Annotated in this window: 13 protein-coding genes; all 13 read right to left on the minus strand. The window is 38.2% G+C overall.

From position 1 onward, the window contains the following. Positions 1–67: 67 nt before the first annotated feature. A complete protein-coding gene (locus NSQ69_RS18905; protein ID WP_341099605.1) occupies positions 68–295 on the minus strand; it encodes a KH domain-containing protein in 228 nt (75 codons plus the stop codon). Between the two features lie 14 nt (positions 296–309). After that, positions 310–582: a 30S ribosomal protein S16 gene (gene rpsP / locus NSQ69_RS18910; protein ID WP_000268750.1), complete on the minus strand. Its 273-nt coding sequence runs from the start codon at positions 580–582 to the stop codon at positions 310–312. A 100-nt stretch (positions 583–682) separates the two neighbouring features. Beyond that, on the minus strand, positions 683–2,032 hold the full coding sequence (gene ffh / locus NSQ69_RS18915; protein WP_002014519.1) for a signal recognition particle protein: 1,350 nt from the start codon (positions 2,030–2,032) through the stop codon (positions 683–685). A 12-nt stretch (positions 2,033–2,044) separates the two neighbouring features. Further along, entirely contained in the window at positions 2,045–2,377 is a 333-nt protein-coding gene (locus tag NSQ69_RS18920; protein ID WP_000891061.1) for a putative DNA-binding protein, read from the minus strand. 132 nt (positions 2,378–2,509) lie between these two features. Beyond that, positions 2,510–3,499, minus strand: a complete 990-nt coding sequence (gene ftsY, locus NSQ69_RS18925; RefSeq protein WP_002185064.1) for a signal recognition particle-docking protein FtsY — start codon at positions 3,497–3,499, stop codon at positions 2,510–2,512. 14 nt (positions 3,500–3,513) lie between these two features. Next, positions 3,514–7,083 (minus strand): chromosome segregation protein SMC, encoded by a 3,570-nt coding sequence (gene smc / locus NSQ69_RS18930; RefSeq protein WP_002014517.1) that lies wholly within the window; start codon positions 7,081–7,083, stop codon positions 3,514–3,516. Positions 7,084–7,231: 148 nt separating this feature from the next. Then, a complete protein-coding gene (rncS, locus tag NSQ69_RS18935) occupies positions 7,232–7,969 on the minus strand; it encodes a ribonuclease III (protein ID WP_002033792.1) in 738 nt (245 codons plus the stop codon). 58 nt (positions 7,970–8,027) lie between these two features. Next, entirely contained in the window at positions 8,028–8,261 is a 234-nt protein-coding gene (gene acpP, locus NSQ69_RS18940) for an acyl carrier protein (protein ID WP_002014515.1), read from the minus strand. 69 nt (positions 8,262–8,330) lie between these two features. After that, on the minus strand, positions 8,331–9,071 hold the full coding sequence (gene fabG / locus NSQ69_RS18945; protein ID WP_002014514.1) for a 3-oxoacyl-[acyl-carrier-protein] reductase: 741 nt from the start codon (positions 9,069–9,071) through the stop codon (positions 8,331–8,333). After that, positions 9,071–10,015, minus strand: coding sequence for an ACP S-malonyltransferase (fabD, locus tag NSQ69_RS18950; protein ID WP_002128825.1), 945 nt, complete (start codon positions 10,013–10,015; stop codon positions 9,071–9,073). The genes fabG and fabD overlap by 1 nt, the downstream gene beginning before the upstream one ends. Positions 10,016–10,029: 14 nt before the next feature. Continuing rightward, positions 10,030–11,022 carry a phosphate acyltransferase PlsX gene (gene plsX / locus NSQ69_RS18955; RefSeq protein WP_341099606.1) on the minus strand — a complete coding sequence of 331 codons (993 nt, stop codon included), beginning with the start codon at positions 11,020–11,022 and terminating at the stop codon, positions 10,030–10,032. Next, positions 11,019–11,612: a transcription factor FapR gene (gene fapR / locus NSQ69_RS18960; RefSeq protein WP_000747354.1), complete on the minus strand. Its 594-nt coding sequence runs from the start codon at positions 11,610–11,612 to the stop codon at positions 11,019–11,021. The genes plsX and fapR overlap by 4 nt, the downstream gene beginning before the upstream one ends. Positions 11,613–11,700: 88 nt before the next feature. Continuing rightward, on the minus strand, positions 11,701–13,749 hold the full coding sequence (gene recG, locus NSQ69_RS18965; protein WP_002014510.1) for an ATP-dependent DNA helicase RecG: 2,049 nt from the start codon (positions 13,747–13,749) through the stop codon (positions 11,701–11,703). Positions 13,750–13,795 lie beyond the last annotated feature (46 nt).

Consider the following 13,795-nt stretch of genomic DNA (forward strand, 5'->3'; position numbering starts at 1 on the left):
TGGAACATGCAATTTCTCTTTAAATGTTAAAAAAGGGAGAGGAAATAACTCCTCGCCCTTTTTACGTTTATTGAATTTCCAGTGTGACGTTCTCATCATTATGATGTCCCACTGAATACAAGAGCATTCTAATCGCTTTCGCAACTTTCCCTTGCTTTCCAATGACTTTTCCAACATCCTCAGGATGTACAGTTAATCGATAATTTATTTCTCCGTTGCAAAGTTCCTGTGTAACTTTTACATCTCCAGGATGATCCACAAGAGGTTTAACAATTGTCTCGACTAACATTTTCATTGTCATTGCCTCAATTACTTACCTTGTTTAGATAAGTGGAATTTCTCCATGATACCTTGGTTAGAGAAAAGGTTACGAACTGTATCAGATGGTTTAGCACCATTTCCTAACCATTTTAATGCTGCTTCTTCGTTGATCTTAACTTCCGCTGGTTGAGCAACCGGATTGTAAGTACCGATTTCCTCAATGAAACGTCCGTCACGAGGAGAACGAGAATCTGCAACAACTACACGATAGAAAGGAGTTTTTTTAGCTCCCATACGTTTTAAACGAATTTTAACTGCCATTTATAAAGCACCTCCGAATTTATTTCACACAGATAATTATATTAGCAAAAAGACTATTGCTTTGTAAAGTATTTTTTCTTAACAGAGCCATCTTTTTTCCTTACATGAATGGAAACTTCAATCCACCTAGTCCTTTTTTCTTACCTTTTTGCATTCCCGTCATCGTCTTCATCATTTTTTTCATATCATCAAATTGCTTGATTAGACGATTGATTTCTTGTACCGTTGTACCGCTACCTTTGGCAATGCGCTTTTTACGACTAGCATTGATTATTTCCGGTTGTTCTCGTTCTACTTTAGTCATAGAACGAATAATTGCCTCAATATGCCCAATTTGTTTTTCATCAACTTGTGCATTTTTCAGCCCTTTAATTTTATTTGCACCAGGAAGCATTCCTAACAATTCGTCAAGCGGTCCAAGTTGACGCACTTGTCCAAGTTGTTCTAGGAAATCGTCAAGCGTAAACGAAAGCGTACGCATTTTTTGCTCAAGTTCTTTTGCTTTCTCTTCATCAACTGTAGCTTGCGCTTTTTCAATTAATGTTAAGACGTCGCCCATCCCTAAAATACGGGATGCCATACGTTCTGGATGGAACGCTTCAATTGCATCTAGTTTTTCACCCATACCAGCAAATTTAATTGGTGTATTTGTTACAGCCTTAATAGATAATGCCGCACCACCGCGCGTATCACCATCTAATTTCGTTAATACAACACCTGTTAATCCTAACTGTTCATGGAAACTTTGTGCTACATTTACCGCGTCTTGTCCTGTCATCGCATCGACAACAAGGAAAATTTCATCCGGTTTCGCAACTTCTTTGACTTTCGCTAATTCACCCATTAGTTCTTCATCAATATGCAGGCGACCCGCTGTATCGATTAAAACGTAATCGTGATGATCTTCTTTTGCTTTCGCAATCGCTTGTTTCGCAATTTCAACCGGACTTACTTGATCTCCTAAGGAGAAAACAGGCATGTCCAATTGCTTCCCTAATGTTTCAAGCTGTTTAATCGCTGCTGGACGGTAAATATCCGCTGCAACAAGCATCGGTTTACGATTATGCTTTTTACGAAGCAAATTTGCAAGCTTACCTGTCGTCGTTGTTTTACCCGCACCTTGCAGACCAACCATCATTATAACAGTAGGTGGCTTATTAGCAACAGCAATTTTGCTTTGCTCTCCGCCCATAAGTTCTGTAAGTTCTTCCTGTACGATTTTAATTACTTGTTGTCCAGGTGTCAAACTTTTCATTACATCTTGTCCGACAGCACGCTCAGACACACGCTTTATAAAATCTTTTACTACTTTAAAGTTAACATCCGCTTCTAAAAGAGCTAGACGAACTTCTCTCATCATTTCTTTTACATCGGCTTCAGAAACTTTTCCTTTGCCGCGGATTTTTTGCATTGTCTGTTGAAGTCGGTCGGCTAATCCTTCAAATGCCATATTGCCGCCCTCCTAATCTAATTTTTCGATAGCTTCAACAACTTGTTTCATTTCTTCATTTACATGCTCTTCTTCGCTGATTAGCTGTTTTAGCTTTGCAACAAGTCGCTGTCGCTCTTGAAACTTTTGAAGTAATACTAATTTATCTTCATATTCTTCAAGCATCGCTTCAGTCCGTTTAATGTTATCATACACGGCTTGGCGACTTACATCAAATTCTTCCGCAATTTCACCAAGAGATAAATCATCTAGATAATAAAGCGACATATAACTTCTTTGTTTTTGCGTTAACAACGATTGATAAAAATCAAATAAATAGTTCATTCTCGTTGTTTTCTCGAGCATGTTGGATCATCCTTTGTTAAGTGATTTCCCTTTACATGACTTAGTTTACATGGAGTATAAAAGAGTGTCAAGTTTTTTTCTTAACATCACATATTTTTATAAAAAAAGAAGCGGAAATACCGCTTCTTTCGCTTACACTTCTTCTGTTTCTACTACGTTCGCAAACAAACCATAAACATATTGTTCTGGATCAAACTGTTGCAGATCATCCATTTGCTCTCCTAGCCCAACAAATTTCACCGGAACATCCATTTCGTTACGAATCGCTAAGACGATACCACCTTTAGCAGTTCCATCTAACTTCGTTAAAACAATACCAGTAACATTCGTGGCTTCACGGAATGTTTTCGCTTGACTTAAACCATTTTGCCCTGTTGTTGCATCAATAACAAGTAATACTTCATGAGGAGCCCCTGGTACTTCACGCTCAATTACGCGCTTCACTTTCTCTAACTCATTCATTAAGTTTACTTTATTTTGTAAGCGTCCCGCTGTATCACATAGCAATACATCCACTTTACGGGCCTTTGCCGCTTGTACAGCATCATACATAACAGCCGCTGGATCAGATCCTGACCCTTGTTTAATTACTTCTACACCAACACGATCGCCCCATACTTCTAATTGCTCAATCGCCCCAGCACGGAATGTATCTCCTGCCGCCAATAGGACAGACTTACCTTCTGATTTAAATTTATGTGCAAGCTTACCAATCGTCGTCGTTTTCCCCACACCATTCACACCAACAAATAAAACTACTGTTAATTGATCCTCTTGTATATTAACTTCATTACTAAAATCGCTGTCACCTTTGTAAATGCCCACTAGCTTTTCAGAAATAACAGCCTGTACTTCTTTCGGATCTTGAATGTTACGACGTTGCACTTCTTCTTTCAACTGATCAATTAATTCCATCACTGTCGAAACTCCGACATCCGCACTAATTAAAATTTCTTCTAATTCTTCAAAGAAATCTTCGTCTATTTTGCGGTAACGGTACACTAATTCATTTACTTTATCAGCAAATGAATTTCTCGTTTTTTCTAATCCTTGTTTAAACTTCTCTGTTACCGTATCCGTTTGTTTTGAAATTTTTTCTTTTAATTTTTTTAAAAAGCTCATACTTCCCATCCTTCCTATCTACTTGCAACAAGTTCTTCGCCATCATCTAAACGAACAGAAACAAGCTTCGACACCCCTGATTCTTGCATTGTTACACCGTACAATACATCAGACTCTTCCATTGTACCTTTTCGGTGTGTAATTACAATAAACTGCGTTTCATCACTAAATTTCTTTAAATACTGCGCAAAACGAGCAACGTTTGCCTCATCAAGAGCTGCTTCCACTTCATCTAGAACACAGAATGGAACTGGGCGTACTTTTAAAATACCAAATAAGAGCGCAATTGCCGTTAAAGCACGCTCTCCCCCTGAAAGTAAACCTAAATTTTGTAGTTTCTTCCCTGGTGGTTGCGCTACAATATCAATACCCGTATTTAGTAAATCTTCTGGGTTTGTCATTACTAAATCCGCTCTTCCACCTCCGAATAATTCAGAGAATACAGATTGAAACTCTGTTCGAATCCCTTCGAATGTAGTAGAAAAGCGTTTTTTCATCTCTTCATCCATTTCCGTAATAAGTTGATGCAATGTCGATTTCGCTTCTTCTAGGTCATCTCTTTGCTCTAATAAGAATGTATGGCGCTCTGCTACACGTTCATACTCATCAATTGCCCCTAAATTTACTGCGCCTAACTCTTCAATGGATAGTTTAATTAGTTTCACCTTTTTACGTGCATCTTCTGCAGGCATCATCATTGTATACTTAAGTTTTGCTGCTTCAAATGAAATAGTATATGTTTCACGTAAATGTTGCAATCTATTTTCCAGCTCTACATCAAGTCGGTTAATTTTCACTTCTTGATCTTTCAGCATCTCAAGAATATATTTATGTTTACCTATTGTTTCTTTCACACCGCGCTCTAAATGCTCGACTCTTTCTTGCAATGATACGCGTTGTTCACGACGAGAACGAATTAACTCCGAAGTTTGATTACGATCATACGCTTTCTTCTCAATCATATTCGTAATTTGTTCTTCGCCACTTGAATTAGATGTCATCTCTTGCTTTAAGAACGCTAAATCTTCTTTCGTTTTTACAAGCGTCGCATCAGTCTCTTCTTTTTCCTTCGTCAATCGTTCGACTTTTTCTTTTTGATTAGACAAACGTTGTTGTTGTTCAGCAGCTTGTACTTTTAGCTCCGTCATTTCCTTCTGAACTTTTTCTTTTGAAGAATATTGTTCACTTTTTTGTTTCGTTAAAACGACGATTTTGCTATCTAATTCCCCAATCTCAGCTTGAAGAGTCGCTAAAATCTTTTCTAACTCTTCTTTGCGCCCTTGCATTTTTACTTGATCTTGTAAAAATCCTTCAATCTCTAAATCGTAAATCGATAAACGATCATTAATACGATGTTCATCTAATTCTAAACGATTAATTTCTTCTCTTAGCTTCTGTTCATCTACACGTTCGGTCTCTACACCTTGGCGTAACTCTCGTATTTGTACTTCTTTTTCTTGAATCTCTTGCTTTACTGCTTTAACAAAGTTTTCTAGCTTCGTTGTTTTTTCTTCCATGTCAGTTAGTTTTTTAGTCCACTCTTCAAGTTCACGTTGACGTCCCAATAAAGAGGATTTCGCCTGTTTTACAGCTCCACCCGTCATAGAACCACCCGGGTTCACTACGTCACCTTCGAGTGTTACAATACGATAGCGGTATTGCAGTTGTTTCGCTAACTCATTTGCTCCGCGTAAATCTTTCGCAACAACAACTGTACCTAATAAACTTGAAACTACATTCTCATATTTATTATTGTACTGCACAAGTTCTGCCGCTACACCGACAAACGATGGATGCTGATTCACAATGCGTAATTGATCAAATGATAGCGATCGGCTTTTAATAACAGCTTGAGGTAAAAACGTTGCACGGCCATGTTTATTTTGCTTTAAAAATGCAATTGCATTACGAGCATGCTCTTCTGTTTGTACTACGATATGTTGCATCGCTGCCCCAAGGGCGATTTCCATTGCGATTTCATATTCTTTCGGCACAGTCAGAAGTTCTGCAACAGCTCCCTCAATACCTTGTAGTCTATTTTCTCTAGCCTTTAATACTTCACGTACCCCTTGATAGAAGCCAGAGTAGTCCTCTTGCATCTCTTCTAACATTTCTTTCCGAGAGCGCGCCTGTTGCACAAATTGATACGCTTGATACAGTTTCGTTTCATTTTCACTATACTGTGACTTACATTTCCCAAGTGCCGTTTCTGTCTTCTGTATGTTAGAAATAATGCCAGCTATTTTCTCTCTCGCTTGCTCATAACTGTCTACAAGTTTCGCCTTTTTCGCTGTAATTTCCACACGCATCTGTACATACTTTTCATTTTCTTCATCAAGTCGTTCGTTTTTAGAGTTTTGCTGTTTTGATTGTTCTTCAATCATAGATAATTCATTACGAAGACTTGCTTGTTGATTTAAAAGTTCAATATAGTCACCTTTTAAATTCTCAATTTGTTCCTCTAAATTCTCAGCAAAAGTCGCAAGTAATTGCTCGTTATCATGCAATTTCTTCTCCAATTCTTTTACTTGATTCACAAATTGCATTAAAGCTTCTGTACTTGTTTCAATTTCGCCATCATAACTTGTAGTTTTCTCTGTTAACTCAACAATTAGCTTTTCAAGCTGCGCACAATGTGTCGTTGCATTTTGCTTTCTTTCCTTTAACAGCTCGCGTTGCCCTTCTAGTTTTTCTAGTTCTTTACTAGACAGAAGTAGAACTTCTTGTAAGGAATTTACAGATTCATCAACGGCTTGTAATTGCCCGCGTAATTCCTCAAGCTCTTCTTCACTTTTTTGTAAGTTCGCCGACATTTTAGCTTCTTCATCTTTATTATGCCCAAATTGATTTCGAAGCGCTTCCCACTTTTCATGTAATTCTTCAATTTCATGTACAATAAGCGCAGCTTCTACTTTCTCTAATTCTTCTTTTTTCTCAAGATAATCTTTCGCAATAGAAGCTTGTCTTTCTAGTGGTTCTACTTGACTACTTAATTCGTGAATAATATCTTGTACACGATTTAAGTTTTCTTGTGTTTCCGCCAATTTCCCTTCAGCTTTCTTTTTACGAAGTTTATATTTCAGCACACCCGCAGCTTCTTCAAATACACCACGACGTTCTTCTGATTTACTACTCAAAATCTCTTCGACTTTCCCCTGGCTAATAATCGAAAAAGCTTCCCTTCCCATACCAGAGTCCATAAATAAATCAATAATATCTTTTAATCTACAAGATTGTTTATTAATATAAAAATCACTATCACCCGAACGAGATACACGACGCGTTACACACACCTCGTTATACTCAATCGGTAAGCGTTGGTCTTCATTATTTAAAGTTAATGTAACTTCAGCAACATTAACCGCTCTTCTCGTATCACTGCCGGCAAAAATAATATCCTCCATCTTTGCACCGCGTAATGACTTTGCAGATTGTTCACCAAGTACCCAGCGAATTGCATCAGTAATATTACTTTTCCCGCTCCCGTTAGGTCCTACTACAGAAGTTACACCTGGAACAAAATCGACAGATACACGCTCAGCAAAAGACTTAAATCCTGCTATTTCTAATCTTTTTAAAAACACGAAAGGCCTTCCTCCTATTCTCCGTTGTTGTAAACGTTGTCTGTACGAAAACAAACTACTATACGGATTTCCCACTCCTTTTATTTATAAATAAAAGGAAAGTTTCATTCTATGCATAAGGAACCCCCCTTATTCAAAGGGGGATTCCTCATGATTGTTCTTTTAATTTTTTCAATGCTTCTGCAGCAGCTTGTTGCTCTGCCTCTTTTTTTGACTTACCACTTCCAAGACCTAATGCCTCATTATTTAAAGTTACACGGGACACAAATTCTCGGTTGTGGGCCGGTCCTTTTTCTTGCAAAATTTGATACTCAACATTGCCACTACCATCACGCTGAATCAATTCTTGCAATTGACTCTTATAATCCATCACATGAGAAAAAGCACCTTCATTAATTTTTGGATATACAACTTCTTTTAAGTATCCCCAAACTGTTTCTAGCCCTTGATCAAGATAAAGGGCACCAATAAACGCTTCAAAGACATCCGCTAATAAAGCTGGTCGTTCACGTCCACCCGTCATTTCCTCACCTTTCCCTAATAAAACAAGGCTACCAAATGACATTTCGTTTGCAAAACGAACAAGAGATGGCTCACATACAATAGCTGCACGTAGTTTTGTTAACTCTCCTTCGCTCATTGTCGGATATTTTTGAAACAGATACTGTGATACAGTGAGTTCCAATACAGCATCGCCAAGAAACTCAAGACGCTCATTGTCCTCATGCGGTTTTTTTCGATGCTCATTCACATACGATGAATGCGTAAACGCTTGAATCAATAATTTTTCATCTGTAAACGTAATACCTATCTCTTCTTGAAATACTTTAAAAGCTTCACGATATTTTGCTTCGTATTTTTTTTCTCTATGTTTTCGGTACGGCATAGGTCCCTCCAGATATAAGCCGAGAAGCCCCGTTAAAAAACGGGACTTCACTTAAGCATTATAGATGACTCTCTATGTAAGTCACAGCATCGCCAACAGTAGCAATCTTTTCAGCATCTTCATCAGAAATTTCCATTTCGAATTCATCTTCTAATTGCATTACAAGTTCTACTACATCTAGGGAGTCTGCGCCTAAATCTTCTTTGAAGCTTGCAGCTGGTACTACTTCAGTTTCTTCTACTCCTAAACGATCAACGACAATTTTGGTTACACGCTCTAAAACATCTGCCATTCTATTCACCTCCCCTCAAATATTATATAAAATATTGTCCAAAAAAACTAGTTGAAATCGATTCTTTTATTACATTACCATACCGCCATCAACATTTAACGTTTGACCTGTAACATATTTACTTTGATCAGAAGCAAAAAACGTTACAGTATTTGCGATATCTTGTGCTTCTCCAAACTGAGCTGCAGGAATTAATTTTAACATTTCGGCTTTTATATTTTCATCTAATACATCCGTCATATCAGTTGCAATAAACCCTGGAGCAATTGCATTTACAGTAATATTTCGGCTCGCTAATTCTTTTGCTGATGTTTTTGTTAATCCAATTACACCAGCTTTAGCAGCAACATAATTTGCTTGTCCTGGGTTTCCTGTTACACCAACAACAGAAGCGATATTAATAATACGTCCATGACGTTGACGCATCATATAGCGCGATACTGCTTTCGTACATAAGAAAACACCTTTTAAGTTTGTATTAATAACTGTATCCCATTCTTCTTCTTTCATACGCATTAATAAATTATCTTTTGTTACACCAGCGTTATTTACAAGAATATCAACTTGTCCAAACGTATCTACAGTTTGTTTCACCATTGCAGTAACATCATCAGCATTTGCAACATCTGCTCTTACTGCAATGGCATCTGAACCTAATTTCTTTATTTCATCAACTACTTCATTCGCCTTTTGCTCATTACCAGCATAATTTACTACAACATTTGCCCCTTGTTTCGCTAAATCAATAGCAATCGCACGACCAATCCCACGTGAAGCACCAGTTACTAATGCTACTTTCCCTTTTAACATCAGCTTTCTCCTCTCAAATTTGAAATGGTATCTTTTAATGTCTCTTCATCATATACCGCATATGCTTTCACTGAAGAATCAATCGACTTCATAAGACCAGCAAGTACTTTTCCAGGTCCGATTTCAATAAATGTATCTACCCCTTGATTCACCATATACTCAATAGATGGGTACCATAATACAGGCGAATAGAGCTGTTCAATTAGCTTTGCTTGAATATCTGTACCACGCGTAATAACATCTGCCGTAACATTTGCAATAACAGGAATATTCGTGTCTTGAATTGTAATTTCATTTAAAACACTTTGGAATTTCTCAGCAGCTGGTTTCATAAGCGAGGAATGAAACGGTCCACTTACTTTGAGCGGAATTGCTCTTTTAGCACCATTTTCTTTCGCTCTTTGAGAAGCAAGTTCTACTCCTTGCTTTGTTCCAGAAATAACAATTTGCTTCGTACTATTCATATTAGCAATTTGTACTGCATATCCTTCACTTGTTACTTCTTCTGTAACTCGTTTCAGCATATCCGGATCCGCACCTAAAATAGCTGCCATTGCACCTTCCCCGCCTGGAACAGCTTCTTCCATATATTCCCCGCGTTTCCTTACAGCATATACAGCGTCTTCGAATGTTAATGCACCAGCAGCTACAAGAGCGCTATATTCACCTAAACTATGTCCTGCGACAAAATCAGGTGTAATATCATACTCCTTCAAAGCTGTTAAAATTGCAAAGCTCGTTGTTAATAGTGCCGGCTGCGCATTTGTCGTTAATGTTAACTTTTCTTGCGGTCCTTCAAAAATCACTTCTGAAAGAGAATCATGCAAAACCTCATCCGCTTTTGCAAACACTTTCGCAACCTCTTTATTATTCTCCGCTAACTGTCTACCCATTCCAACTGCCTGTGAACCTTGGCCCGGAAAAAGAAATGCTATTTTTCCCATTTCAAATCCTCCTCTTATTGAAGCGGCTCCTTCTCCATTACACTTGAAATTGTAGGAATTACTTCTTTCGCTACCATTTCTCTCGTTTGACGAATCGCACTAAATATCGATTGGTCATTAGAAGAACCGTGAGCCTTAATGACAGGAGCTTTCAATCCAAACAACGCCGCTCCCCCATACTCCGAATAATCCATTTTATCTTTCAATACCATAAGTTTTGGTTTTAATACCGCTGCTGCTAATTTGCTCGTAAACGAACTCATTAATTGTTCTTTTAACATAGAGAATAACGCAAGTGCTGTTCCTTCTAATGATTTTAGCGCTACATTACCCGTAAAACCATCACATACAACAACGTCTGCTACACCTTGCAATAAATCTCTTGATTCAACGTTTCCAACGAAATTAATTGGTGCATCCTTGAGCATAGCAAAGACTTGTTTTGAAAGCTCGTTTCCTTTACCATCCTCTGTTCCAACGTTTAAAAGTCCAACGCGTGGATTTTTAATTCCTCTTACCTTCTCTGCGTAAACAGAGCCCATTACTGCATATTGATATAAATGAATTGATTTTGCATCAACGTTGGCTCCAACATCTAACATAACAAAACCTTCTCCATCAACAGTTGGCATTGTAGGTGATAAAGCTGGTCGTTCAATTCCTTCCATACGACCAACAACAAACAATCCAGCTGCCATCAAAGCTCCTGTACTACCTGCTGATATACAAGCATCCGCTACGCCGTCTTTTACTTGCTGCGCCGCTAGTACCATTGAAGCTTGTTTTTTTCGACGAACCGCTCTTACTGGTTCGTCTGTCGATTCAATTTTTTCGTCCGTATGAAGTATAGTAATTCGCTCTTCACTCGTTAAATATTGACGAATTCCCTCTTCTTTCCCTACTAACGTAATATGTAAATCTGAGTATTCCTTAATAGCTTTCATTGCTCCTAATACTACAGCCTTTGGTGCATGATCGCCGCCCATTGCATCTATTGCGATTTTCATAAGTTGTTACCTTCCTCACTATAATTACTAGATCGATACATTTCAAAAGTGCCTGTAAAGACAAGTTCTTCTCCAACAAAACTACGCACTTTGACAACCGTCCGTCCTTTATCATTCTCTACATCTTCAACACGTACTTTTGCAACAACACGCTCTCCTAATTTTACAGGACGAATATATCGAATGGTGGACTTTGCAGTTAAAGCTAATTCTTCATCAATAACCGCAACAGCTAGTGAGTTTGCTTGTGCAAACAAATGATGCCCACGAGCAATTTGATTTCTTTTAAATACATGTTCTACCTTTACTTCAAAGATAGAAATCGCATGTCTATCTAATTCTATATCAATAATTTCTCCGACAACCTCTTCTAACGGTAAAGATTTCACATCTTCTTCATGTTGTTTTGTAGCCACATGCTTAATTCGTTCTCTTAATTCAGGAATAGATAATTCCATACGATCAAGACGAACAGTTTGTATGCTCACTTGAAATTTTTCCGCTAAATCTTCATCCGTTATAAAAGGATTCGTTTCTATTGTTTGTTGTAATAATTCTTGTCTTTCTTTTTTACTTCTTCTTTTTTTCATACCGCACCATCCATTTTTATGACTAGGTACTAAAAGTAGTATATAATCATTAAAAGTAGAATGCAACAAAAACTTTTGCAGACTACTTTTAATCGAGCTTCTCTCCCTGGAACACACCTGTCCCATCAAGATAAGTACGCAGCGAAGCATACTGATCATTATGCCAAAACGCTTCTGAATCAACTAGTATCGCTGCATCTTGTCTTGCTGTTTCTAACGCCCGATAATCATGTACCATATCAGCAACCTTAAATTCTGGTAGACCACTTTGCTTACTTCCAAAGAAATCCCCAGGACCTCGTAACTCTAAATCTTTTTCTGACAATACAAATCCATCATTTGTTTCAGTCATAATGCGCATTCTTTCTTTTCCCGTTTCTGATTTCGGGTCCGCAATTAATAAACAATATGATTGTTCACTACCACGCCCAACACGCCCCCTCAGCTGATGGAGCTGTGATAAACCGAAACGTTCCGCGTCATAAATAACCATAACAGTCGCATTTGGTACATTCACGCCTACTTCAACAACTGTTGTCGACACAAGAATTTGCACTTTATTTTCACTAAACTGTCCCATTATCTCTTCTTTTTCTTGAGATGATAGTCTCCCATGCATTAATCCAACTTGGCATTTCCCTTGATAATGATGAGTCAGCATACTATGTAAGTCGATAGCATTTTGTACATCAAGCTTCTCAGACTCTTCAATAAGAGGGCAAATAACATATGCCTGTCTTCCTTTTTTTATCTCTTTCTCCACAAAGCCGAGGACACGATCTAACATATCATGTTTTGCCCAGTACGTTTCGATTACCTTTCTACCAGCTGGCATTTCGTCGATAATAGAAACGTCCATCTCTCCAAATGCAGTGATAGCTAACGTACGCGGGATTGGGGTCGCCGTCATAAACAATACATCTGGACTTTCACCTTTCTCACGTAAAACCCGGCGCTGCGCCACACCAAATCGATGCTGTTCATCGGTAATAACGAGACCTAACCTATGAAATATAACTTCGTCTTGAATTAAAGCGTGCGTTCCAACAAGGATGTCTACTTCTCCCTGTTCTAATCTCGACAAAATTTCTCGACGTCTCGCACCTTTAACAGAACTTGTTAGCAATTCAACCTTCATACCGAAATGTGAAAACGTCTCCGCGAGCGACTGATAATGTTGCTCGGCTAAAATTTCTGTAGGAACCATCAAAGCACCTTGATAATGAGCCAATTTCGCCGCATAAAGAGCAATCGCAGCAACAACTGTTTTCCCAGAACCTACATCCCCTTGCAATAATCGATTCATTCGGTACGGAGATATCATATCTTTCATTATTTCATCTACAACCCGGCGTTGTGCACCAGTTAATGGAAACGGAAGCGCATCAGTAAACTCTTGCAATTCTACTAATGAAATTTCCTTTTTCGTCCCTTTCGAGTTTTCCCTTTCCATTTTCCGTAATGTTTGCATTTTCAACTGAAACAAGAAAAACTCCTCATATACAAAACGGCGACGCGCTTGCTTTAAGTCTTCCTGTCCCACTGGAAAATGTAACCCTCTGAGCGCTTCATAGCGTGATAATAATTTATATCGACTTAACAAACCATCTGGTAACACTTCGACTATAGAATCTCCATACTCCTTAAATGCTTGTGCAACAAACCGGCGCATCTGTTTTACTGTCAGTTTTCCTTTCACTGAATATACAGGTTCTACTTCTTGTTGTCGTACAACCGGTCCAAAATTCAGTTCTGATACAGCAATTGTTTGGCGATGCTGATCCCATTTACCAGTAATCGTTACCGTTTCATCTAAATTTAACTTTTGTTTATAGTATGGTCTATTAAAACATACAGCTGTAATTAAATAACGACCGACGAGAACACGAACTGTAAGACGTGACTTCTTCTTCCCATAATATTGCAGTAAAGGAGCACTATGAACTTTCCCCTCAACCGTTACACGCTCGTCATGCTTTACTTCAGCAAGATCTTTCATCGCATAGTCTTCATAGCGGTACGGAAAATGTTCTAATAGATGAGAAACTGTATAAATTCCCATCTCGTGTAACAACTCAGATGTTTCTCCTCCGATTCCCTTTACATCCGTAACAGGAACTTGTACAACTTCATTCAAGATTCTCACGCTCCGTCACATTATTTTCTTTGATTCATTCTATTGA

This window comes from Bacillus sp. FSL R10-2201 (genome assembly GCF_038008665.1).
GTDB classification, from domain to species: domain Bacteria; phylum Bacillota; class Bacilli; order Bacillales; family Bacillaceae_G; genus Bacillus_A; species Bacillus_A mycoides.